20 protein-coding genes are annotated in these 24,672 nt (G+C 65.4%); 14 read left to right on the forward strand and 6 right to left on the reverse strand.

Annotation, left to right across the window (positions count from 1 at the left end; genetic code table 11):
- Positions 1-12: 12 nt before the first annotated feature.
- The 3 genes from A5892_RS00650 to A5892_RS00660 are packed head-to-tail and all read left to right on the forward strand — an operon-like array spanning position 13 to position 2,980.
- Positions 13-846 carry a (Fe-S)-binding protein gene (locus A5892_RS00650; protein WP_064121147.1) on the forward strand — a complete coding sequence of 278 codons (834 nt, stop codon included), beginning with the start codon at positions 13-15 and terminating at the stop codon, positions 844-846.
- The gene (locus tag A5892_RS00655; RefSeq protein WP_064121148.1) at positions 843-2,309 is read left to right on the forward strand and encodes a LutB/LldF family L-lactate oxidation iron-sulfur protein; all 1,467 of its coding nucleotides are present in this window, start codon (positions 843-845) and stop codon (positions 2,307-2,309) included. The genes A5892_RS00650 and A5892_RS00655 overlap by 4 nt, the downstream gene beginning before the upstream one ends.
- Positions 2,306-2,980, forward strand: a complete 675-nt coding sequence (locus tag A5892_RS00660; RefSeq protein WP_064121149.1) for a LutC/YkgG family protein — start codon at positions 2,306-2,308, stop codon at positions 2,978-2,980. The genes A5892_RS00655 and A5892_RS00660 overlap by 4 nt, the downstream gene beginning before the upstream one ends.
- On the opposite strand, the gene A5892_RS00665 is transcribed toward A5892_RS00660, so the two are convergent.
- A complete protein-coding gene (locus A5892_RS00665; protein ID WP_082890193.1) occupies positions 2,926-4,071 on the reverse strand; it encodes an aminopeptidase in 1,146 nt (381 codons plus the stop codon). The two genes, A5892_RS00660 and A5892_RS00665, sit on opposite strands and share 55 nt — an antisense overlap.
- Before the next feature lie 109 nt (positions 4,072-4,180).
- Here A5892_RS00665 and pip point away from each other — a divergent pair, with 109 nt between their 5' ends.
- From pip to A5892_RS00710, 9 genes are all read left to right on the forward strand, one after another.
- A complete protein-coding gene (pip, locus tag A5892_RS00670; RefSeq protein WP_064121151.1) occupies positions 4,181-5,161 on the forward strand; it encodes a prolyl aminopeptidase in 981 nt (326 codons plus the stop codon).
- A 15-nt stretch (positions 5,162-5,176) separates the two neighbouring features.
- Positions 5,177-6,967: a S9 family peptidase gene (locus A5892_RS00675; protein WP_064121152.1), complete on the forward strand. Its 1,791-nt coding sequence runs from the start codon at positions 5,177-5,179 to the stop codon at positions 6,965-6,967.
- 105 nt (positions 6,968-7,072) lie between these two features.
- Positions 7,073-8,494 (forward strand): M20 family metallopeptidase, encoded by a 1,422-nt coding sequence (locus A5892_RS00680; RefSeq protein WP_064121153.1) that lies wholly within the window; start codon positions 7,073-7,075, stop codon positions 8,492-8,494.
- A gap of 51 nt (positions 8,495-8,545) precedes the next feature.
- Positions 8,546-10,153 (forward strand): ABC transporter substrate-binding protein, encoded by a 1,608-nt coding sequence (locus A5892_RS00685; RefSeq protein WP_064121154.1) that lies wholly within the window; start codon positions 8,546-8,548, stop codon positions 10,151-10,153.
- 92 nt (positions 10,154-10,245) lie between these two features.
- Positions 10,246-11,313 carry an ABC transporter permease gene (locus A5892_RS00690; protein ID WP_082890194.1) on the forward strand — a complete coding sequence of 356 codons (1,068 nt, stop codon included), beginning with the start codon at positions 10,246-10,248 and terminating at the stop codon, positions 11,311-11,313.
- Between the two features lie 24 nt (positions 11,314-11,337).
- On the forward strand, positions 11,338-12,252 hold the full coding sequence (gene nikC, locus A5892_RS00695) for a nickel transporter permease (protein ID WP_064121155.1): 915 nt from the start codon (positions 11,338-11,340) through the stop codon (positions 12,250-12,252).
- On the forward strand, positions 12,245-13,114 hold the full coding sequence (locus A5892_RS00700; RefSeq protein WP_064121156.1) for an ABC transporter ATP-binding protein: 870 nt from the start codon (positions 12,245-12,247) through the stop codon (positions 13,112-13,114). Before nikC ends, A5892_RS00700 begins: the two co-directional genes overlap by 8 nt.
- The gene (locus A5892_RS00705) at positions 13,114-13,866 is read left to right on the forward strand and encodes an ABC transporter ATP-binding protein (RefSeq protein ID WP_064121157.1); all 753 of its coding nucleotides are present in this window, start codon (positions 13,114-13,116) and stop codon (positions 13,864-13,866) included. The genes A5892_RS00700 and A5892_RS00705 overlap by 1 nt, the downstream gene beginning before the upstream one ends.
- A gap of 51 nt (positions 13,867-13,917) precedes the next feature.
- Complete coding sequence (locus A5892_RS00710) at positions 13,918-15,531, forward strand: ABC transporter substrate-binding protein (RefSeq protein ID WP_223302751.1); 1,614 nt, start codon at positions 13,918-13,920, stop codon at positions 15,529-15,531.
- On the opposite strand, the gene A5892_RS00715 is transcribed toward A5892_RS00710, so the two are convergent.
- From A5892_RS00715 to A5892_RS00735, 5 genes are all read right to left on the reverse strand, one after another.
- Positions 15,510-16,451, reverse strand: coding sequence for a LysR family transcriptional regulator (locus A5892_RS00715; RefSeq protein WP_064121158.1), 942 nt, complete (start codon positions 16,449-16,451; stop codon positions 15,510-15,512). The two genes, A5892_RS00710 and A5892_RS00715, sit on opposite strands and share 22 nt — an antisense overlap.
- A gap of 188 nt (positions 16,452-16,639) precedes the next feature.
- On the reverse strand, positions 16,640-17,860 hold the full coding sequence (gene metK / locus A5892_RS00720; protein ID WP_064121159.1) for a methionine adenosyltransferase: 1,221 nt from the start codon (positions 17,858-17,860) through the stop codon (positions 16,640-16,642).
- Positions 17,861-18,079: 219 nt separating this feature from the next.
- Entirely contained in the window at positions 18,080-19,480 is a 1,401-nt protein-coding gene (locus A5892_RS00725; protein WP_064121160.1) for a GntP family permease, read from the reverse strand.
- A gap of 138 nt (positions 19,481-19,618) precedes the next feature.
- On the reverse strand, positions 19,619-20,569 hold the full coding sequence (locus A5892_RS00730) for a 3-hydroxyacyl-CoA dehydrogenase family protein (protein WP_064121161.1): 951 nt from the start codon (positions 20,567-20,569) through the stop codon (positions 19,619-19,621).
- A 32-nt stretch (positions 20,570-20,601) separates the two neighbouring features.
- Positions 20,602-21,579: a sugar phosphate isomerase/epimerase family protein gene (locus tag A5892_RS00735; protein WP_064121162.1), complete on the reverse strand. Its 978-nt coding sequence runs from the start codon at positions 21,577-21,579 to the stop codon at positions 20,602-20,604.
- A 735-nt stretch (positions 21,580-22,314) separates the two neighbouring features.
- On the opposite strand from A5892_RS00735, the gene A5892_RS00740 reads away from it, so the two are divergent.
- Together A5892_RS00740 and denD are read left to right on the forward strand one after the other, a co-directional pair.
- Positions 22,315-23,622, forward strand: a complete 1,308-nt coding sequence (locus A5892_RS00740; protein ID WP_064121163.1) for an MFS transporter — start codon at positions 22,315-22,317, stop codon at positions 23,620-23,622.
- 24 nt (positions 23,623-23,646) lie between these two features.
- Positions 23,647-24,624, forward strand: coding sequence for a D-erythronate dehydrogenase (gene denD / locus A5892_RS00745; protein ID WP_064121164.1), 978 nt, complete (start codon positions 23,647-23,649; stop codon positions 24,622-24,624).
- The last annotated feature ends 48 nt before the right edge of the window (positions 24,625-24,672 follow it).

Consider the following 24,672-nt stretch of genomic DNA (forward strand, 5'->3'; position numbering starts at 1 on the left):
GAGGAGTACCTGATGAGCGAGATGTTCTTCGACGCAGCACCGAACGCCACCCGGGTGGCGCCGGCGCGCCCGCTGCCGCGCGACTATCCCGCGACCAAGCCGGGCGACGTCTACCTGTTCGGCACCTGCGTAGTCGACCTGTTCTATCCCGAGGCCGGGCTGGATGCGATTCGACTGCTCGAGCGCGAGGGTATCCGGGTCCACTTTCCCGACCAGCAGAGCTGCTGCGGCCAACCGGCCTATACCTCCGGCTATACCGACGAGGCGCGCGCAGTGGCGCGCGCCCAGCTCGCGCTGTTCGAGCACGACTACCCCGTGGTGGTGCCCTCCGGCTCCTGCGCGGGGATGTTCCGCCACCACTATCCGATGCTCTTCGCCGACGAGCCCGTGCTGCTGGCCCGGGCGCAGGCGCTGGCGGAACGCACCTTCGAACTCGCCGAGTTCTTGCTCGAGGTGTGTCGAGTGCAGTGGCGCGACCAGGGGCCGCCGGTGGCGGTGGCACTGCATACCTCGTGCAGCGCCCGGCGGGAGATGAACACCCACCTGCATGTCCGCACCCTGCTCGACCGACTCGACAATGTCGAACGTCGCGAGCATGACCACGAGAGCGAATGCTGCGGCTTCGGCGGCACCTTCTGCGTACGCATGCCCGAGATCTCCGGCGCGATGGTCGCCAACAAGATCGAATCCCTCGAGCGCAGCGGCGCAGCTCGGATGGTCACCGCCGACGGCGGCTGCCTGATGAACATCAGCGGCGCGATGGAAAAACGCGCGGCGGGGATGCCCAGCGAACACCTCGCCAGCTTCCTGTGGCGGCGTACCAATCCAGCGGCGGTGACCCAATGAACCAGGCCGCGCGTATTCCCGCCGTCGAGCTGTCCAGCCGCCAGCTGAAAGCCAATGCCCATGAGGCGCTGAACGACGCCCAGCTGCGCACCAACATGCGTACGGCGATGGACAGCCTGATCGCCAAGCGCCTCGCTGTGATGCCCGAGGCGGAGCGCGAGCCGCTGCGCGAGCTCGGCAACCATGTCCGCGCCCGCGCGCTGTCGAAACTGCCGGAGCTGCTCGAACGGCTGGAAGCGAGGCTCACCGCCAACGGGGTCCAGGTCCACTGGGCCGAGACCGTCGAGGAGGCCAATGCGGTGGTGCTCGACATCGCCCGTCGCCGCCGCGCCCGCGCGGTGATCAAGGGCAAGTCGATGGTCAGCGAGGAGATGGAGATGAACGAGGCGCTCGAGGCCGAGGGCATCGAGTCGCTCGAATCCGACATGGGCGAGTACATCATCCAGCTCGACCATGAAAAGCCCACCCACATCATCATGCCGGCGATCCACAAGAACGCCCGCCAGGTCGCCAAGTTGTTCGAACAGCACTTGGGCGAGCCCTATACCGAGGACGTCGACGAGCTGATCCAGACCGGCCGCCGGGTGCTGAGAAAGAAGTTTCTCGACGCCGACATCGGGGTTTCCGGGGTCAATTTCGCCATCGCCGAGACCGGCACCCTGCTGCTGGTGGAGAACGAGGGCAATGGCCGGATGTCGACCACGGTACCGCCTGTGCATATCGCGGTGACCGGGATCGAGAAGGTGGTGGAGAACCTGCGCGACGTGGTGCCGCTGCTTTCGCTCTTGACCCGCTCGGCGCTCGGCCAGCCGATCACCACCTACGTCAACATGATCTCCGGGCCGCGCAAGATCGATGAGCGCGACGGTCCCGAAGAGGTCCACCTGGTGCTGCTCGACAACGGCAGGAGCCAGGCCTTCATGGACGCCGAGCTGCGCCAGACCTTGAACTGCATTCGCTGCGGCGCCTGCATGAACCACTGCCCGGTCTATACCCGCATCGGCGGGCGCGCCTACGGCACCGTCTACCCTGGCCCGATCGGCGCGATCATCTCCCCGCACCTGATCGGACTGGAGAACGCGCCGGACCACCCCAGCGCCTCTTCGCTGTGCGGCGCCTGCGGCGAAGTCTGCCCGGTGAAGATTCCGATCCCCGATATCTTGCGCCGGCTGCGCGAGGAGAACGTCAAGCCTCCCGATGCGGCGAGCGCTCATCCGCTGCGCGGCCAGGGCAGCAAGCACTCGCCCCGGGAGCGCAGGCTATGGCGAATGTGGGTGCGGCTCTACACCTCGCCGAGACTCTATCGGGCGTTCAGCTTCGCGTTCACCCGGCTGCGTCGGCTGACACCTGCACGCCTCGGACCCTGGACGCTCAACCATGCGCCACCCCGTCCGGCGAGCCGCTCGCTGCACGAGCTCGCCCGCAAGCACCTCGACCGTGATCGCCTTGGAGCCAACCGATGAGCGCCCGTGAACGCATTCTCGCCAAGCTGCGCAGCGGGCTGGCCGGCAGCATCCCACGCCCCGACGACTTCGAGCCTGCGGTAGTCACCGAGCCCTGGCGCTACCCGGACCGTGCGGCGCGCATCGAGCGGTTGATCGAGCTGATGAGCGCCGTGCAGACCCGCTTCGAGCGCACCACCCGTGCCAATTGGCCAACGCGGGTGCTGGCCCTGCTCGAGGCGCGCGGCATCGATCGGCTGCTGGTCGCCACCGGTATGGCCCACGGCGCGAGGCTCGCCGAGCATATCGAGGGCGTCGCCAAGGCGCCCTCGCTGTTCGCCTACGACCGGCCAATAGAAGCGTGGAAGAGCGAACTGTTCGACAGCGTGCCGGCGAGCCTCACCACCACTCGCGGCGCGATCGCCGCCACCGGCAGTTTGATTCTCTGGCCGACCGTCGACGAGCCTCGGCTGATGAGCCTGGTACCGCCGCTGCACATCGCCCTGCTCGAGGCCAGCAGGATCCAGGACAACCTGCACGAGGTGATCGAGGCCGAGGGCTGGGCCGCGGGCATGCCGACCAATGCGCTACTGATCTCGGGCCCCTCGAAGACCGCCGACATCGAACAGGTGCTCGCCTACGGCGCACACGGCCCTGCGGAGCTTGTGGTGGTGCTGCTCGAGGATGCCTGAACGCCAGCCTCCGCCATCAGGCGCTCGAGCTCGGCGTGACGCTCGGCCTCAGGCAGCCCGCCGAGCGCCTCGACCGCGGCGTAGAAGCGCGTCCAATCCTCCCCGGCCCGAGCGAACAGCGCGCCGAACGCCGGTACCCAGCGGTCGTAGAGGGTGAAGGCCACCAGGGTCGCGTTGTTCATCTCACCCAGCATCCACTCATCGAAGCGGCGATCGCCGTGCCACTCGCGCTCGCGCAGGCAAAGATAGGCGGCGCGGTTGGCGGCGAAGATATCCTCCTTGCGCCGTGCCATCTCCTGCTGATCGAGCGGCGAGGCATAGAGCCGCGACAAGCGCTCGCGGGTGTCGCGCAGCAGCGTCTTGAGCTGCGCGCGCTGCCGAGTCAACAGATCATCGGCCGGCTCGAAGCGGCGCCTGCGCCATTCGATGATCCCCCGCTCCTCGACGAAGCTGGCATAGGACTCGTTAAAGCTGGTGTCGCCGGGAAGGTAGAAGCGCTGGTGGGACAGCTCGTGAAAGATCGTCCCGACCAGTTGGGCATCCGAAAACGCAAGCATCGGCGAGACCAGCGGGTCATCGAACCAGCCGAGCGTCGAATAGGCCGGCACCCCGCCGATGTACACATCCATGCCCCGCGCCGCGAGCCGCCCGGCCTCCCGCTCGGCGGTCGCCTGACGGTAATAGCCGCGATAGTCGACGCAGCCGGCGATCGGAAAGCAGTGCTCCAGCGCGGCGAGTGAAAAGCGCGGAGCCGCGTACAGGTTCCAAAGTACATAGGGTCGATGAAGCTCGGCGTAGAGCCGATAGCTGCGGTTGTCCGGCAGCCCCAGCGCGAGCGATGCGAAGGCACGGGCCTCGAGCGCTACCGCCAGCCTCCTTTTGAGCTCCGGATCCACGCCTGGATCGGCCAGCATCGGCGCGATCGGCTGGCGCGCGCGCATCAGCGAGTAGTGCCCCTCGACCAGCTGGCCGTAGTAGCCAACCGTCGAGCAGCCGCACAGCAGCCAAAACGACGCCAAGCCGAGAATCCTCGCCAGATATCGCCTGAGCGTCGCTCTCGGCAGCAGCGGTGACGAAACGGAATGGGCCATTCCAAATCCTGATTGGTCTCGATCGATCCGATCCGTGAGCATGAGGCCAAGGGCGTGCTCACCCCCGGCCACCCATACCAACGACAACTCAGCGGGACAAGGCGAGATCATGCAATCGACCCCCGACGTGGCGCTCGATCAACAGGCGCTATATCCGCTACCAGGCATTTTGAACAGCGGCCGCCTGCCGGTCTCCAGCCTGCATGCGCTCTACTACGAAGAGTCAGGCAACCCCGACGGACTGCCGGTGCTGTTCCTGCATGGCGGCCCCGGCGCTGGGTTCAAGCCCGTTCAGGGACGCACCATCGATCCTTCGCGCTGCCGGCTGGTGATGTTCGATCAGCGAGGCGCCGGGCGCTCGACGCCCACCGCTTCGCTCGAGGACAACACCACCCAGGCGCTGGTCGAGGATATCGAACGCCTGCGTCGCCATCTCGGGATCGACCGCTGGCTGGTGGCCGGCGGCTCATGGGGCAGCTGTCTGGCGCTGGCCTATGGAGAAGCCTATCCCGAACGCTGCCTCGGTTTTCGCCTGCATGGGATCTTCCTCGCCGACCAGGAGGGGATCGACTGGTGGTTCCAGGGGTCTCGGGCGATCTTTCCAGACCATTGGGAGACCTTCGCCGCCTTCGTCGAGCCCGATGAACGCCATGACCTGCTCGACGCCTACTACCGCAGACTGACCAGCGACGATCTCGAACTCCAGCGCGCCGCAGCCGAGCAGCTGCGCCAGTTCTCGGGCTGGACCCAGACCTTCCTGCCCGACCCCGAGCACGTACGCCAGCTGCTCGAAGGCGATGCCGCGCTCGCGCTGGCGCGCTGCTTCACCCACTACTGCCGTCATCGCGCGTTCCTGCGCCCGGGCCAGCTGCTCGACGAACTCGATCGGATCCGCGCGCATCCAGCGGAGATCGTCCAGGCCCGCTACGACACCGTGACGCCGGTGATCAGCGCCTGGCGCCTGCATCGTGCCTGGCCCGAAGCGAGGATGACCCTGGTCACCGAGGCCAACCATCTCGCCACCCAGCCACCGATGGCGACCGCGCTGCGTGCCGCCACCGACCGCCTGCTCGACCGGCTGATCCCCTGATCCGAGGCATCGCGCATGACCACTCCCGGTTACGACATCGAGACGCTCTACGCGCTGCCAAGCCTCAGGGCGCCGACGCTCTGTGCCAACGGCAAGCGGCTCGCCTACCTGAGCGACGAGAGCGGTTTCGACCAGCTCTGGCTGCTCGAGCTCGAAAGCCTCGATCGGCGCCAGCTGAGCGACTGGTCAGAGCCGCTGGGTTCGATCTCGTTCAGCCCGAACAACGATGCGGTCCTGTTCACTTACGACCACGGCGGCGACGAGCGCCATCAGTTCGCCCTCGTCGATCTCATCGACGGCAGCATCCGCCGGCTCACAGACGACCCCAGCGTCGTGCATCTCTGGGGCGCCTGGTCTCCGGACGGGCGCTCGATCGCCTTCAGCTGCAACGCCCGCGACCGACGCCATATGGACGTCCACCTGCTCGACATCGAAAGCGGCGCGCGCCGCTGCCTGATCGAGGGCGACGGCTTTCGCGAGGTGGTCGGCTTCTTTCCAAGCGGTGATGCGCTACTGGTGCGTGTCTCGCCCGAGTCGCTCAACGACCAGCAGCTATATCGCCTCGAGCTCGAAAGCGCAGACTGCCATCCACTGCTCGAACACGCAGGCCCTGCGCACTATTCGCAGATCAAGTTCGCAGCTAACGATCAGGCCCTGGTGCTCGGCGACCAGGAGCGTGAACGCCCCGCACTGTGCCGGGTCGACCGTGACTTCACCCGGCTCGAGACGCTGGTCGAGAGCGAATGCTACGAGCTCGACGGCTTCGCCCGCTCGCGTACCGATGAAAGGCTGGCCTGGACGCTCAACCGCGACGGCTGGAGCGAACTATGGGTCGGCTGCGGCCCCGATGGGGGCGACGCGTACCGGGTCGAGGGCCATCCGCCCGGCGTGATCTCGAACCTGGCTTGGCGCGAGCGAGAGCTTTTGTTCGCGCTCGAGGGTGCCACCACCCCCCCAGGCCTGTGGCGCCATCGCTTGGGCCAGAGCGGCTGCGAGCGCCTGCTGCCGCTGCAACCCACCGAGCTGCCCCAAGGCATCGAGCCGACCCTGTGCGATGTGCCAAGCTTCGACGGGCTGCGCGTGCCGTTTCTGCGCTACCGCCCGCGCGGTCCAATGCCGGCCGCTGGCTACCCCTGCGTGATCGTGATCCACGGCGGTCCGGAAGCCCAGTGGCGCCCGACCTTCCGCGCCGACCTGCAGTGCCTGCTCGATCGCGGGGTGATGGTGCTCGCACCCAACGTACGCGGCAGTACCGGCTTTGGTAAGCGCTACCACCAGCTCGACGACCGCGAGCGCAGGCTCGATGCGCTCAAAGACCTGATGGCGGTACGCGACTGGTGCGATAGCGAAAAGACCATCGATGCCAGCAGGGTGATGGCCTACGGCCGTTCCTACGGCGGCTTCATGGTGCTCTCGGCACTCACCGAGCATCCAGCTCGCTGGCGGCTCGGGGTCGAGTTCTACGGCATCGGTAATTTCCACACCCTGCTCGAGACCACAGGCCCGTGGCGACGGCGTCTGCGCGCTTCGGAATATGGCGACCCCGAGACCCAGGGCGCAGAACTCGAGCGTTTCTCGCCAATCCACCGCATCTCTCGCATCGAGGTGCCGCTTTTGATCGTCCAAGGGCTCGAGGATCCACGAGTACCGCCCGGCGAGAGCGAAATGGTCTACAGCTGCCTGCGCGGGCTCGGTCGCGAGGTCGACTACCTGCGCGTGCCCCATGCCGGGCACGGCTTCCTGCGCCGCGATCAGCGCCGCCGGGTGTTCTCGCGCACGGTCGAGTTCATCGCGCGCCACCTCTAGGGGCGGCGCTTTCGTCCAGCTGGAGCGAGGCGATCGATCAGCAACGCACTGCGCGCGATAGGTGTGAACGGTCCTTGACCCACCTTTGATCAGGAGTACGACGAGATGGATGCAACCGCACTGGTATGGACGCTGGTCGACGAGAAACGATCACTGTTCGAGACGCTCAGCGATCGGGTCTGGGAAACGCCCGAGCTCGCCTACGGCGAATATCGCTCCTGCCTCGAACACCGCAAGATGCTCCAAGCCCAGGGCTTTCGGATCACCGAGGAGGCCGCGGGGATCCCCACCGCGCTGGTCGGTGAGGCCGGAGCCGGAGGACCGGTGATCGCTTTCCTTGGCGAGTACGACGCGCTGCCCGGGCTCAGCCAGGCCGCCGGCGTCGCCGAGCCGCGGCCGCTGCCGGGCAACGGCTACGGCCATGGCTGCGGCCACAACATGCTCGGCTCGGCGGCGCTGCTAGCCGCTACCGCGATGAAGGATTACCTCGAAAGCCAAGGCGTGCCGGGCCGGGTGCGCTACTACGGCTGCCCCGCCGAGGAGGGCGGTGCGGCGAAGACGTTCATGGTCCGCGCCGGGTTGTTCGACGACGTCGACATCGCGATCTCCTGGCACCCCGCCTCCTTCACCCGGGTCGACGAGGCGCTGTCGCTGGCCAATACCCGGCTCGACTTCCACTTCGAGGGCCGGGCCGCCCACGCCGCCGCCGCGCCACATCTGGGCCGAAGCGCCTTGGATGCGGTCGAGCTGATGAACGTGGGAGTCAACTACATGCGCGAGCACATGCCGTCGAGCGCCAGGATCCACTACGCAATGCTCGATGCCGGCGGTATCGCCCCCAACGTGGTCCAGGCCAGTGCCACGGTGCGCTACGCGATCCGCGCGCGCGATCTTGCCGGCATGCGTGCGCTGATCGAGCGGGTCGAGAAGATCGCCCAGGGGGCGGCGCTGATGACCGAGACCCGGGTGGAGTCGAAGGTGGTCAGCGCGGTCTCCAACCTGCTCGGCAACACGCCACTCGAACGCGCGATGCAGCATTGCCTCGAGCGCCTTGGCGGCGTGCCGTTCGACGCCGCCGACTACGATTTCGCCGCCCAGATCCAGGCGACCCTGACCGCGACCGACATCGACAACGACCATGCCCGGGTCGGCCTCGCACCTTGGCCGCGAGCGCTCCACGACGGCGTGGTGGCACTCGATGCGCGCGGTGAACCGATGATCGGTTCGACCGATCTCGGCGACGTCAGCTGGGCGGTGCCGACCGTGCAGGCGAGGATCGCCACCCATGCGATCGGCACGCCAGGCCACTCCTGGCAGATCACCGCCCAAGGGCAGGCGGGTGCGGCTCACAAGGGCCTGGTCCACGCCGCCAAGGCCATGGTCGCGACCGGCCTGGCGGCACTGCTCGACCCCTCGCTGATCGAAGCGGCCAAAGAGGACCATGCCGCCCGGCTCGCGCGCACGCCCTATGCAAGCCCGCTACCCGCCGAGCTCAAGCCCCCGATCCAGCCGCGTCCCGCGGACTGACCCGTAGCAGCGGGTGTCGCAACGACCACAATAAAACCGAGAGAATCTGCCATGACGCCCCCTTCATCGCGCTACCGTCGGCTGTTCGCCGCCGCCGCCATCGCGCTGGTATCGCCGGTCGTCGCAAGCGCCGCGACACCGCCGAACACCCTGGTGATGGCCTGGAACATCGATGCGATCAGCACCTTCGATCCGGCCCAGATCGGCGAAGTGGTCACCGACGAAATCCTGCGCAACGCCTGCGATACCCTGGTCGACTTCGATCCCGACGACGCCAGCCGTGTGGTGCCGTCGCTGGCACGCTCCTGGTCGCTGTCCGATGACGGCCTGACCCTGACTTTCAACCTGCGCGAAGACATGCGCTTCCCGTCCGGCAACCCAGTGAGCGCGAGCGATGTCGCCTGGTCGATGAAGCGCGTGGTCGAGCTCGGCTTCGGCAACGCCGCCACCCTCGAGGAGTACGGTTTCACCGCGGATCGCATCGACCAGGCGATCGAGGTCCCCGACGCCCACACCTTGATGCTGCATTTCGACCATCCCTACCCGCAAGAGCTGATTCTCCAAGCGATCGCCGCCAATCGGGTCGCAAGCGCGCTCGATCAGGAAACGCTGATGGCAGAGGAGGTCGATGGCGATCTCGGCAACCGCTACCTGACCAACCATACCGAATGCGCAGGGCCCTACCGGCTGCGCCAGTGGAACGCCGGCGAGGCGGTGGTGCTCGAGGCCAACAGCGACTACTGGGGTGAAGCGCCGAAGCTGCCTCAGGTGCTGATCCGCCATGTCGCCGAGGCCGGCACCCAACGCCTGCTGCTGGCGCGAGGCGATGTCGACGTCGCCCGCGACCTGGCTCCCGAGGACCTCAGGAACCTCGACGGCAGCGACGGCATCGAGGTGGTCAAGGCACTCAAGCCACAGCTTTTCTACTGGAACCTCAACAACGGCGACCCGATCTTCGCCAATCCCAAGGTACGCCAGGCGATGCGCTATCTGGTCGACTACCAGGGGCTCGCCGACACCGTGATGGCCTACAGCGGCATGCCGCGGGCGAGCTTCGTGCCGCTCGGCTCGTTCGGCGCGCTCGACGAGACCGAAGGCCAGCCGTTCAGGCTCGATCTCGACGAGGCCAAGCGACTGCTGGATGAGGCAGGCTATCCGGACGGCTTCGAGACCCGGCTGATCTTCGGCACCCTGCCCTACTCGGCACCGATCGCCCAGAGCCTGCAGCAGAACGCGGCCAAGGTCGGCGTCAGGATCGAACTCGAACGGATGGCCAACGCCCAGCTGTTCTCGCGCGTGCGCGGGCGCGAGTACCAGTCGGCGATCCAGTCCTGGATGACCTCGGTGGCAGACGCTCACGGCATGGCCTCGCGCCTGCTCTACACCCCGGACAACCGGCTCGAGGCGCGCCAGAGCATGTACCCGAGCTGGCGCGCGGCGTATTACTCCGACGAGGTCAATCAAGAGGTCCAGGCGGCGCTGCTGGAGGCCGACCCCAGCGCGCGCGAAACCCGCTACCACGCGCTGCAAAGGGAGATGTTCGAGCAGGGACCGTTCGCGATCCTGTTCCAGATGTACGACGTCGCGGGCAAGCGTGTGGAGCTGCACGACTGGAAGTCGAACGGCTTCAGGGTCTACTACGACCTCGCCAGCAAGTGAACCGGACACCCACCCGACCCACCTCGGACCGAGTCGCGTCTGGCGATCCCGCCCGGCGCGGTACGCGACCGATGAACGTCTAGGAGCACGCCATGAGCGACTCAACGATCAACGGCACCGCGCTCCCGCCACGCGAGCCCAGCGCGCTGCTCGGCGGATTCAACTGGCTGGCACGTACACTCGCGACGGTGGCGGCGACGCTGTTCGGGCTGCTGGTGCTGACCTTCTTCATCGGCCGCCTGCTGCCGCTCGATCCAGTGATCGCGATACTCGGCGACAATGCATCGCAGGCCGCCTACGACGCGATGTATCGACAGCTCGGACTGGACCGGCCGCTGATCGAGCAGTTCGCAACCTACGTGGGTCAAGTGGTGCAATTCGACTTCGGCAGGTCGCTGACCTCGGGCAACCCGGTGCTCAGCGATATCGCCCGGGTGTTTCCCGCCACCCTCGAACTCGCCACCCTATCGATTTTGATCGCCACTGGATTCGGCATCCCGCTCGGTGTGCTCTCGGCGATGTATCGCGACAGCCCGCTCGACTACATCGTGCGGATCCTGACCTTGCTGGGCTACTCGGCGCCCAACTTCTGGCTCGGCCTGATGGGCCTGACACTGTTCTACGCCACCCTCGGCTGGGTCGCCGGTCCCGGGCGAATCGACTTCGTCTACGAGTACACCCTCACTCCGATCACCGGCTTCCTGCTGATCGACGCTCCCTTGCTCGGCGAGTGGCAGGCATTCGCCAACGCGATCAGCCACATCGTGCTGCCGGCCTCGATCCTCGGCTTCAGCGCCATGGCCTACATCGCGCGAATGACCCGCAGTTTCATGATCGAGCAGCTCAACCAGGAGTACGTGGTCACCGCCAGGGTGAAGGGGCTCTCGTGGGCCAAGACCGTGTGGGTACATGCCTTTCGCAACATCGCGGTGCAGGTGATCACCGTAGTCGCACTGTCGTACGCCTTTCTGCTCGAAGGCGCGGTACTGATCGAGACGGTGTTCGCCTGGCCCGGTTTCGGGCGCTACCTGACCAATGCGCTGCTCGCCGGTGACATGAACGCGGTGGTCGGCTGCACCCTGCTGGTCGGGACGATATTCATCGTGCTGAACCTGTGCTGCGACCTGCTCTACCACCTGCTCGATCCACGCACCCGCTGAGCCAGAGGCCAAGGAGGAGACCCGATGTCCCGCACCGACCATCCGACCAGGCTGCGCGCCTGGCTCACCGCCGAGATCGCAGGCTCCAGCCGCCAGGCCCGCGCCCAGCAGCTGTGGCGCGCGCTATGGCGGCTGCGCTCGAACTTCACCGCGCTAGTCGGCCTACTGATCCTGCTCGCGCTACTGGCGATGGCGCTGCTGGCACCATGGATCGCCACTCACGACATCTATGCACAGAACCTCGCCAACCGACTGAAGCCCCCCTCGGCCGCGCATTGGTTCGGCACCGACGAACTCGGCCGGGACATCTTCAGCCGCGTGGTATTCGGCGCCCGGATCACGCTCTACATCGCCTTGCTCACCGCCGCGATCGTAGCCCCCGTGGGGCTTCTGATCGGCACCGTGGCGGGCTACCTGGGCGGCTGGGTCGACGTTCTGCTGATGCGGGTGGTCGACATCTTCCTCGCCTTCCCCAGCCTGATCCTCGCACTGGCCTTCGTCGCCGCCCTGGGGCCTGGCATCGAGAATGCGATCATCGCCATAGCGCTGGCCTCCTGGCCGCCGATCGCGCGGCTGGCCCGCGCGGAGACGCTCTCGATCCGCGGCAGCGACTACGTCGCTGCGGTACGGCTGCAGGGCGCCTCGAAGCTTCGGATCGTGATCAACCACATCATGCCGATGTGCGTCCCCTCGGTGGTGGTCAGGGTCACCCTCAACATGGCCTCGATCATCCTCACCGCCGCCGGCCTCGGCTTCCTCGGGCTCGGCGCCCAGGCGCCGAGCCCCGAGTGGGGCGCGATGCTCTCCTCCGGACGCGAATTCATGCTGACCAGCTGGTGGCTGGCGGCAATCCCCGGCAGCGCCATCCTACTCACCAGTCTCGCCTTCAATCTGTTCGGCGACGGCCTGCGCGACCTACTGGACCCCCACCATGACTGAACCCAGCCTGCTCGAGATCGAAGACCTCAAGATCGGCTTTCCGACGCCGCGTGGCTTGCATCAGGTGGTACGCGGCGTTTCGCTGCGCATCGGCCGCGAGAAGGTCGGCATCGTCGGCGAGTCCGGTTCGGGCAAATCGCAGACCGGCCGCGCGATCCTCAAGATGACGCCGAAACACGCCCGGATCGAGGCCAAGCGGATGAGCTTCGACGGCATCGATCTGCATGCGGCCAGCGAACGGCAGATGCGCCGGATACGCGGCAATCGCATCTCGATGATCCTCCAGGACCCCAAGTTCTCGCTCAATCCGCTGATCAGGGTCGGCACCCAGGTCAGCGAGGCGTACCGCCTCCACCATCGGATCAACGCCGCGCAGGCGCGTCGGCGGACGCTTGAAATGCTCGAATCGGTGCGTATCCGCGACCCCGAACGGGTCTACCGGCTCTTTCCCCACGAGCTCTCCGGCGGTATGGGCCAGCGGGTGATGATCGCGATGATGCTGATCTCGGAGCCCGAGCTGATCATCGCCGACGAACCGACCTCGGCACTCGACGTCACCGTGCGCCGTCAAGTGATGGAGGTGCTCGGAGAGCTGGTGGAACGGCGCGGCGCCGGGCTGATGCTGATCAGCCACGACCTCAACCTGGTCGCCGAATACTGCGACCGGGTGCTGGTGATGTATGCCGGTCGGATCGTCGAAGCGCTGCCGGCCAGGGAACTGCACCAGGCTCGCCACCCTTATACCCGCGGCTTGCTGGAAAGCCTGCCGCGGCTCGACCGCAAGCGCGGGCTGCTGCCGGTACTGTCGCGCGACCCGGCCTGGCGCGAAGCGCCGTCGCTGCCGCTGGAGGAGATTCGCTGATGAACCAGCAACCCCTGCTCGAAATGGCCTCGCTCGAGATCCACTTCGGCCGCGGACGCGGCCGGGTCAAGGCGGTCGAAGAGGTCTCGTTCAAGCTCGCGCGCGGCGGCGCCTATGGGCTGATCGGCGAATCCGGCTGCGGCAAGTCCAGCGTGCTGAGAGCGATCGCCGGGCTCAACGACCACTATGGCGGATCGATCCTGTTCGATGGCCGCGAACTCTCGCCACGCCGCGACAAGCACTGGTTCAAGCGGGTGCAGATGGTGTTCCAGGACCCCTACGCCTCGCTGCACCCGCGCAAGACCGTGGCCAAGGTGCTGCGCGAGCCGCTGCGCATCCATCGATTCAAGGACGAGGAGCGCCGCATCGACCGAGTGCTCGACGAAGTCGGGCTCGGCGCGGCCTTCCGCTATCGCTATCCGCACCAGCTATCGGGAGGCCAGCGCCAGCGGGTCGCCATCGCCCGCGCGCTGGTGATCGAGCCGGAGCTCTTGCTGCTCGATGAGCCCACCTCGGCGCTCGACGTCTCGGTGCAGGCCGAGATTCTCAACCTGCTGGTTCGCCTGCGTGCCGAACGGGGCCTCACCTACCTGATGGTCAGCCACGACCTCGCGGTGGTGACCCATCTCTGCGGACGCGTAGGCATGATGCACGCCGGCCGCATCGTCGAGGAGCTCGACGAGGCCGACGTGCGTGCGGGCCATACCCGCGAGGCGTACACCCGCGCCTTCCTGGCCGCCAGCGCGGCCTGACTCGAACGTCGTTCATCGCCCACGCCGGACAAACACAAAAAAGGAACCGTCATGACGCACTCCCAACCAGCCCGTTCACGCACGATGATCAAGACCGCCGCGCTCGCCGCCCTGCTCGGTGCAAGCAATGCCGCGTGGTCGGCGACGCCGCCCGACACCCTGGTGATGGCATGGAACATAGATGCGATCAGCACCTTCGATCCGGCGCAGATCGGCGAAGTGGTGACCAACGAGATCCTGATGAACACCTGTTCGGCGCTGGTCGACTATGACCCGGAGGATGCCACTCAGGTGGTCCCGGCGCTGGCCGAGAGCTGGGAGGTGAACGAGGACGAGCGATCGCTCACCTTCCACCTGCGCGACGGCTTGACCTTTCCCTCCGGCGAGCCGGTTGAGGCCGACGATCTCGCCTGGTCTCTGGCGCGGGTGGTCAAGCTCGGCTTCGGCAACGCCGCCACCCTCGAGGAGTACGGCTTCACCACCGACAACGTCGAGCAGCTGATCACCGCGCCCGACCCGCGCACCCTGGTGATCCGCTTCGACCGCCCCTATCCATCCGACCTGATGCTCCAGGCGATCGCCGCCAACCGGGTCGCCACCGCGATCGATCGCGATACGGTAATGGCACAGGAAGTCGATGGCGACCTCGGCAACCGCTACCTCACCACCCGCACCGAATGCGCCGGCCCCTATCGGCTGCGCCAGTGGAACGCAGGCGAGGCGGTGGTGCTCGAAGCCAACTCCGGCTGGACCCCGGCACCCGCGCTTTCGCGCGTACTGATCCGCCATGTCGCCGAGCCCGGCACCCAGCGTCTGCTGCTCTCCCGCGGCGACGTCGACGTCGCCCGCGACCTGACGCCAGAGGATCTCGCCGCAGTCGAGGCCGCGCCCGATCTCGAGATCAACAAAGCGCTGCGACCACAGCTCTTCTACTGGGGATTCAACAACGACGACCCGATCCTCTCCAACCAGAAGGTGCGCCAGGCTCTGCAACTGCTGGTCGACTACCAAGGCCTCGCCGACACGGTGATGTCCTACAGCGGCATCCCGCGGGCCAGCTTCGTGCCGCTCGAATCGTTCGGCGCACTCGACCAGAGCGAAGGCCAGCCGTTCAGCCAGGATCTCGACCGGGCGCGGGAGCTGCTCGTCGAAGCAGGCTACCCGGACGGTTTCAGCATGCGGCTGATCTTCGGCACCCTGCCCTACTCGGCGACGGTGGCACAGAGCCTGCAGAACGCCGCGGCGCAAATCGGCATCAACCTCGAGCTCGAACGGATGGCCAACGCCCAGCTGTTCTCGCGCGTGCGCGGACGCGAGTACCAGATGAGCCTGCAGTCGTGGCAAACCTCGGTAGCCGATGCCCACGGCATGGCCTCCCGGTTGATCTACAACCCGGACAATCGGCTCGAGGCCCGCAATACCATGTACCCGAGCTGGAACTCGGCGTTCTACTCCGAGCAGGCCAACCAGGAGATCGAAGAGGCCCTGTTCGAGACCGACCCCGCCGCGCGCGAACAGCGCTACCACGCGCTGCAGCGGGAAGTGTTCGAGCTCACGCCCAGAGTGGTGCTGTTCCAGACCTACAACATCGTCGGGCTCAACCAGCAGTTGAAGGGATGGCAGTCCAACGGTTTTCGCAGCTACTACACCCTGACCAGCAAGTGATCGCTGCTCTTGCGGGCCGGCGACGCCGAACCGCCGACGATCTCCTCCCATAGCTGCTCGATGCCGCGTCCGAGCGGACGCGGCGAGCGGTAGAGGCGGATCTCGACCTTCTGGTGCCAGTGCGCGTCACCCGCCAGCCCCAGCAGGCCGGCATCGAGCTCAGTGCGCACCAGGCTCTCGGGCAGCCAGGCGAGCCCGCTGCCCGCCATCACCATGCCCTTCAGCGCACTGCTCATGGTGTTCTCGTACACCGTGACGAGCTCCAAGGGCTGGCGTTCGAACAGGCGCACGAGCAGCTGGGCGAAGAAGGCGCCTTCTCGATAGCCGAGGTAGCGAATCGGTCCCTCGGCGTCGATCGGATGGAGCGGCCGACCCGCCTCGTCGAGGCGCGAGACCGGCACCAGCCACTCCACACCGAGCGACACAGATGGACAGCGCGGCAGGATATCGCCAGGCGCCACCCACGGGTGGGCATAGGTGAGCATCAGGTCGCTCTCGCCCTCGATCAGGGTGGAGACGGTGCCGGCGAACGATGGGCGAGGATCGCAGAAACGCACCTGCAGCGAAGGATGCCCCTGCTGGAGCCCTGCGAACCAAGGCGGAAAAAAGGTCAGGCAGAGGGTATTGAGCGCGGCGAAATTGATCACACACGGCTGGCCGTCATCGATCGACCCGAGCTCGACCCGGGTGCGCTGCAGGGTGGACAGAATCTCGCGCGCCTTGGGCAGGAAGGCGAGCCCCTCGCGGGTCAAGCCCACCGGATGGGTGGTGCGGTCCACCAAGGGAAAGCCGAGGCGCTGTTCGAGCAGCCGGATCCTGCGGCTCAGCGCCGACTGGGTGACGTGGCGCTCGCTGGCCGCGCGGGAAAAATTGAGGCAGCGCGCCAGGGTGACGAAGTCTTCGAACCATTTGAGCTCCATGAGGCGCCCCCGGTTTGGTTTGTTGTTGGTGTCTGGTATTCGAAGCGGGTATGAAGGAACAACATACACCATCACCCGGCCGGCTCTACATTCGCCAAGGCTTAGGGCGTGCTAACACGCCCCAGGAAGTATCCACAAAAGAAAACGCCCCGCACGAGGCGAGGCGTCCTGGTCGCACGGGGCCGCGGCTACAAGCCGGCGCCTTGGCGCAGGACTTCGACCTTGTCGGTCTTCTCCCACGGGAAGGCGGTGAAAGTCTCGCGCTTGCGCTGGCCGTCGACGTCGATCCACTCGTAGGTGTGTTCGAACGGTTCGCGACCGAAGTGGCCGTAGGCTGCGGTGAGCCGATACATCGGGTGGAGCAGGTCGAGCATGGCGGTGATCGCGAAGGGGCGCAGATCGAAGTGCTCGCGAACCAGCTCGATGATCTTCTCGTCGCTGATCTTGCCGGTGTTGAAGGTATTGACCGACACCGAGGTCGGCTCGGCGACGCCGATCGCATAGGAGACCTGGATCTCGCACTTGTCGGCCAGGCCCGCGGCGACCACATTCTTCGCCACGTAGCGCCCGGCATAGGCGGCGCTGCGGTCGACCTTGGACGGATCCTTGCCGGAGAACGCGCCGCCGCCATGGCGGGCCATGCCACCGTAGGTGTCGACGATGATCTTGCGTCCGGTCAAACCGCAGTCGCCGACCGGGCCACCGATCACGAACTTGCCGGTCGGATTGATGTGGAACCTGGTCTTCTCGCTCAGCCACTCGGCGGGCAGCACGTCGCGGATGATCAGCTCCTCGACCGCATGGCGCAGCTCGGACTGGGAGATGCTCTCGTCGTGCTGGGTGGAAAGCACCACCGCGTCGACGCCGACGGGCTTGCCGTGTTCATCGTAGCGGAAGGTGACCTGGCTCTTGGCGTCCGGACGCAGCCACGACAGGATGCCGTTCTTGCGCAGCTCCGACTGGCGCTCGACCAGCCGGTGGGCGTAGTGGATCGGTGCCGGCATGAACGAGGGCGTCTCGTTGGTGGCATAGCCGAACATCAGCCCCTGGTCACCGGCGCCCTGGTCTTCCGGCTTGGAGCGGTCGACGCCCTGGGCGATGTCCACGCTCTGCTTGCCGATCAGGTTGAGTACGCCACAGGTGGCGCCATCGAAGCCGACCTGGGAGGAGGTGTAGCCGATATCGAGGATCACCTGGCGCACCAGCTCCTCGAGATCGACCCAGGCACTGGTGGTAATTTCACCTGCGACGATCGCGACACCGGTCTTGACCAGCGTCTCGCAGGCGACACGAGCCTGCTTGTCACGAGCGATAAGCGCATCGAGCACCGCATCGGAGATCTGGTCGGCGATCTTGTCGGGATGGCCTTCGGATACCGACTCGGAGGTGAACAGGGAGTATTCGCTCATTACAGTCTTCGACCCTCGCCTCGTAGTTCGAGCATGTGGGAGTGAGAAGTGGAAGCGACGGCGGCCGAAAACAGCAGCGATCGCCGACGATGGGGAAAAAATTCTACACGCACAGTGAGAGGGTGCCTAGCTTGGCTGCGCGCTTAGCTTATGTTCGAAAAATCGAGCATGGCCTGGGAAAACCAAGCCATGCCCAGCGCGTCGAGACGACCGAGAGACCTACACGACCAGCGAGTAGAGCAGCCAGACCAGCGCGAACGACATGAAGCCCACCGCCGTACCGATCACGGTCCAGGTCTTGAGCGCCACCTTGACGCTGATGCCGAGGAAGCGCGATACCAGCCAGAAACCGGAGTCGTTGACGTGTGAAAAGGTGATCGATCCCGCGGCGATCGCCACCACGATGCAGGCGAGAGAAACCCCTCCCAGCTCAGGATGAGCAGCCACCGCCGGGGCCATCAGTCCCGCCGCGGTGGTCGCCGCAACGGTGGCCGAGCCTTGGGCGACGCGCATGATGATCGCGATCAAAAACGCGGAGAGGATCACCGGCAGGCCAAGCGCATCCAGGCCATTGGAAAGCGCGGTGCCGATGCCGGTCGCGGTCAATACGCCGCCGAACATACCGCCCGCCCCGGTGATCAGGATGATCGAGCATACCGGGCCCAGGCCTTCGTCGACGAGCCTCTCCAGGCGCTCACCGACCGGCCCCTGGGTACGCCTGATCACCAATAGGTACATGGCCAGCAAAGTGGTGATCAAAAGCGCGATGGGTGTGTTGCCGATGAACACCAGGGTATGGAACCACACGCCTTCACCGGCGATGAGGCCGTCGGCGGCGAGCGTGGTCAGCCCGGTATTGAGAAAGATCAGCACCAGCGGCAGCACCAGGACCAGCAGCACGGTGGAAAACGCCGGCGCATTCTCGGTCGAAGCGTTGGGCTGGCCCAGCAGATCCGGCACTGCGAACGATGGATGCCTATTGGCGAGCAGCAGCGCCAACCGGTAGCCGACCAGGTACCAGGTGGGCAAGCCCACCAGCAAGGAGACGACCAGCACCATGCCGACATCGGCACCGATCAATCCCGACGCGGCGACCGGCCCTGGGTGCGGAGGCACCAGCGCGTGCATGACCAGGAAGGCACCGGTGGAAGGCAGCGCGTAGCGCAGAATCCCTCCCCCGAGCCGGCGCGCCACCGAATAGATGATCGGCAGCATCACGATGAAGCCCGCATCGAGGAAGATCGGAAACCCGAAGCAAAGTGAAGCGACCGATAGGGCGAACGGTGCGCGACGCTCGCCGAACACCTCGAGCAGGCGATTGGCCAGCACATTGGCACCGCCGGAGACTTCGACCATGCGTCCGAGTACGGCGCCAAAGCCGATCAACAAGGCGACGTTGCCAAGGGTCCTGCCGAACGGCCCGACCAGCGTGCCGATCAGCTCCTGGACATCGATACCGGCAGCGATCGCGGTCAAGATCGATACGATGATCAAAGCGAAGAAGGCGTGCAGACGCACCTTGATGATCAAGAAAAGCAGCAGGGCGATGGCGCCGAGCCCAATCAAGGTCAGCAGCACAGGGGATAAGGTCGTGGTGCTCGCTAGCGCATTACTATCCATGGCTCACCTGGGGTATTGCCTTCGTCGAGGCGTAGTGCACCAGCGGACGGCGCAAAACGCCGCCCGAGGCGAGGGAAGTGTGGTTGGGTCAGAGCACGCCCGGCGTACGAGGAAGCCGAGCGCGGGATGTACCGCCGCCTAGTCGAGCGGAGCCGGTCCCAGCTCTTCCAGCAGCTGCTTCATCTTGACGTAGGCTTTGTTGCGATAGGCGATCAGCTCGGGGATGCGTTCGGCCGGCACGTTGAGAAAGCCCGCCCCGCTCTTGGTACCGAGTTTGCCCTGCTGAATCAGGTCGCTGAGCACCTTGGGGGTGGCGAATCGATCGGGGAAATCGCTCTGTAGCGATTTGTAGCAGAAGTTATAGACGTCGAGCCCCGCCATATCCGCGATCGCGAACGGACCGAAGAACGGCAGGCGAAAGCCAAAGGTGGTACGCACCAGGGTATCGATCTCTTCCGCCGTCGCCACGCCCTCTTCGAGCAGCTGGGTCGCCTCGTGGAACAGCGCGTACTGCAAGCGGTTGAGGACGAAACCAGTGACGTCCTTGACCGTCGCGGTCTCCTTGCCGGTGGAGCGCACGATCGCGCAGGCCTCATCGATCGCATCCGACGAAGTGCCGGCGTGAGGGATGATCTCCACCCCGGGAATGAAAGGCGAAGGGTTGGAGAAGTGCACGCCGAGGAAGCGCGCGGGATGAGTCACTGCCTGCGCCAGGGCGGCGATCGAGATGGTCGAGGTGTTCGAACCGATGATCGCCTCCGGCTTCGCTGCCGCGCAGATTCGGCGCAGGGTCTCATGCTTGATCTCGAGTACTTCGGGTACCGCCTCCTCGATGAAATCCGCCCCCTCGACCGCCTCTTCGATCGATGCGGCGGCGGTGACGTTACGCTCGATCAGTTCTACCGCCCCCTCCGGAAACAGGCCGTCGGCGACGAACTGGCGAGCCTCTTCGACTATTCGCTGGCGATTACGCTCGGTCACCTCGAATGAGACGTCGGCGATCTTTACCTGCGCCCCTGCGATCGCCAGGACCTGGGCGATACCACCGCCCATGTATCCAGAACCGATGATGGCCACTGCGCGCGTCATGGTGTTCCTCCGAATGTCACGTCAATCACGGTTCAGTCCTGGTTGCCCTGGCGCACCTGGCTTTCGCCGAGCGCGTAGCCGGCTCGCTTGGGCAGGATCTGCTCGCGCAGGTAACGTTGGTTGCTGCTCGACACGCTGAGCCCATCGCCGCCGTAATGCTCGGTGCAGATCACCCCCTGGAAGCCATTGGCCAGCGCGATCTCGAACGCCTTGCGGTAGCTGATCAAACCGGATTCCAGCGGGGCGGGCATGGCGACGAAGTAATCGCGGGCGATATCTTCGTCGCGGATGTAGTTCTTGACGTGCCAGTAATTCGAGTAAGGCAGGGTTTTCTCGAGCATCTCGACCCAGGATTCGATCGGTCGGTGCAGGCGGATCAGGTTGCCGATATCGGGGTTGAGGCCAACGTTGGGCAGGCCGATATCCTTGACCAGGGCAACGGCCGAATCGGCGGTGCCGAGGTAGGTATCCTCGTACATTTCAAGCGAGACCAGCAGGCCGAGCTCTTCGGCATGGCGCCCCAGTTCGCGAAGCCGCTCCACCGCCAGTTTCCAGGTCGCCGCGTCGCCCACCGGGTCCTTGTGGCCCTCTACGGTCCAGAACCACAGCTGCGCTTGCTGCTGCGGGGTCAACGCTTGGTGCAGCCCGAACGACACCACCTCGCAACCAAGCGCCGCGGCGGCCTCCAGGGTGCGATGGCTATACGCCAGGTTGTCCTCCCACCCGGCCTCTTCGATCACGCTGCGACGAATCGCCGAGATCGCCGGGGTTCCCACTCCAGCAGCCCGCGCCGCTGCCTTGAGCTCATCGAGGCGCGCGGCGGACAGATCACCCGGGCGGACCCAGCTGTCGGTGAAATCGACATCGGTGAAACCCGCCTCGCGCACCTCGGTGAACACCCGCTGCCACGCCTCGGGCTCGGCATCGTTGATGTGGCGCCCTTGAGCATCGACGCCTGGAAACTGCAATAATGCAGCAGTGATTGGCCAGTTATCCGCGGTATAAGCCATGTTCGATTTCACTCCGATTGGCTGGCGGCACCACTTCCCATATCGCCAGCGGTAGTTCGATGTTCCATGACGGCGAAGACCGCCACGATGATTTGATATTCACGCCGACGTCGTCTCACCGGTCGCCGGCCCATAGCCACCACTCCCCTCGGAGCTCGGTCATTAGGATCGAAATGAATTCAATCTTTTGATCTTGTCTGGTTCAAATGAGCACGGCCAATATCGCCAATTGGTCATACTTTTATCAATGCGCGCATCATAGAACTTTAGTAGGCCGTCCCTTCATTCACACCACAGGAAAATAAATAATCCATATAAAACAATTACATGAATAAAAACACGGACAACGAACCAAGAACAAAATCGCAATAGCGCACTGGCCGCCCAATCGCATCACGCCCATGGCCCAATCAGCGAATGGCGACCACAACTGACCATTAGTACCCGACATTGGTATAGGTGTATCGATTAATCATCGAGACAACAGCTATAAAACAAGCACTACGCCAATTTTCGAGGACCAAAGTCGAATAGGGATATCGTCGGAGCGAGGCGGATACTCACTGCTCAACATCTGTTCATAAAAGGAACAAATATTTAAAGGCGAACGGCGCGAAGCGGGAATCTTCGTCGATCACCCTACGGCAACGAGCAGGCCGGCCCTTGCCACGACCGCCCTCCGATCGCGAGGCCACGGCTGCCAGGGCCAACCGCCGCCCATCAAGGAGCATCGATATGGCCCAGGTACACAAAGCCCCGCGCTTGTCGGCAGGCCAGCGAACGATCAGGAACCTGCGCTGGTGGGTGGTGGGTTTCGCCCTGCTCGCAGGGATCATCAACTACATGGACCGCAGCGCGATCGCCATCGCCGCACCGGAGCTGATGCGCGAATTCAACCTGAGCGCTGCGGATATCGGACTGCTCGGCACCATATTTTCATGGACCTACGCCTTCTCCCAGCTGCCCACCGGCTGGCTGGTCGATAAGCTTGGAGCGCGCAGGATGTACTTCATCGCCATCGCCGGCTGGAGCATCGCCACCGCGCTGATGGCGTTCGGCACCCGCCTATGGCATTTCGTCATTTTCCGCGCCCTGCTCGGGGTGATGGAGGCACCCAACTCGCCTGCCTCGGCCAAGCTGACCGCCGACTGGTTCCCCCGCGCAGAGCGAGGCCAGGCCACTGCGATCTGGGACAGCGGTTCGAAATGGGGCCCAGCGATCGCGCCGCCCGTGCTCACCCTGATCATGATCACCCTGGGCTGGAAGGCGATCTTCTTGATTCTCGGGCTGGCTGGGCTTGTGCTGGCGGTGGCGTTCTACCTGTTCTATCGCACCCCGGAGAACCATCGCCGCATCACCGCCGAGGAGCTCGAGATGATCGAGCAGGACCGCGCCAACCAGCCGCTGCGTCATGCCAAGGTCTCCTGGCTGGGGCTGTTCAGGCACCGTCAGGTGTGGGGAATGATGGCGGGATTCTTCTGCGTGATCTGGATCTGGAACATCTTCATCATCTTCCTGCCGCTCTACCTCCAGCAAACCCACGGCGTCAGCATCAAAGGCACGGGGTGGCTTGCCGCCATTCCGTTCCTCGGCGCGGCGATAATCGGCATCTGCGGTGGCTACGCGATGACTCGCTACGCCAAGACGTCGGGCAAGGACACCCTGACCACCAAGCGCCACGTGATGAGCATCGCCGCGGTCATCGCAGGCGCACTGGTCTGCTTGATTCCGCTGGTACCGACGCTATGGATGTCGATCGTGGTGATGACCCTGGCGCTGGGCTTCATCGCCACCATGCAGGCGGCGGCCTGGGCGATGCCGAGCGACGTGGTCGGCGCTTCCAAGGTCGCCTCGGTGGGCGCGATCCAGAATTTCGGCGGCTACTTCGGCGGCGCCTTCGCGCCGCTGCTGACCGGCATACTGGTCGACCGCACCGGCTCCTACACGCTCTCGTTTTTGATCGGCGGGGTGATCGCGGCGATGGCGGCAGTCGCCTATTCGACCATGGTGCGCTCGCCGATCACCGAAGATAGTGACGACTGATCCCCTCGACCCAAGGAGTACTCCATGCACGTTGCCATCATCGGCGCGGCCGGCATGGTCGGCGTCAAGCTGACCCAGGCGTTGATCGAGCCAAGCGCGCGCCACGGCCTCGAGATAGAAGCGCTGACGCTCATCGATGTGGTCGAACCGCCGCTGCCCGAGACGTTCCAAGGCGAACTGCGCCGGGAAGTGCGTGATCTGTCGGCGGCGGGAGAGGCGCAGCGCCTGGTCGAACAGCGACCCGACCTGATCTTCCACCTGGCGGCGATCGTCTCCGGCGAAGCGGAGCGCGATTTCGACAAGGGCTACCGGATCAATCTGGACGGCACCCGCGAGCTGTTCGATGCAATCCGCCAGGCCAACCTCAGCAGTGGCTACTGCCCTCGGCTGGTCTTCACCTCATCGATAGCGGTGTTCGGCGCACCGCTGCCTGAGCGCATCGGCGACGACTTCCACTCGACGCCGTTGACCAGCTACGGCACCCAAAAAGCGATCTGCGAGCTGCTGCTCGCCGACTATACACGGCGCGGCTTCTTCGACGGCATCGGCATCCGGCTACCCACGCTTTGCGTACGCCCCGGCAAGCCTAACCTTGCCGCATCGGGCTTCTTCTCCAACATCATTCGCGAGCCGCTGGTCGGCCAACCCGCGATCCTGCCGGTGCCGCGCGAGGTGCGCCACTGGTTCGCCTCGCCTCGCTCCGCCGTCGGCTTCCTGCTCCATGCGGCGACGATCGACACCGCTCTCATCGGCCCACGCCGCAGTTTGTCGATGCCAGGCGTGAGCGCCACCGTCGATGATCAGATCGAAGCGCTGCGCCGCGTCGCCGGTGACGCGGCGGTGGCGCTGATCGAGGAACGCCCCGACCCTGCGATCATCGCCATGGTCAGCGGCTGGGCACCAGGCTTCGATGCCGAGCGAGCGACGGCGCTAGGGTTCACCGCCGAGCGCGACTTCGAGCAGATCATCCGAGCCCACATCGAAGACGAGCTGGAACCCTGAGCGCCCGCGCCCTGGTGCTCGGCACTGTCGCCGGGCTACCAGGGCAAC

Origin of the sequence: Halotalea alkalilenta (assembly GCF_001648175.1) — a bacterium.
Classification (GTDB): Bacteria; Pseudomonadota; Gammaproteobacteria; order Pseudomonadales; family Halomonadaceae; genus Halotalea; species Halotalea alkalilenta_A.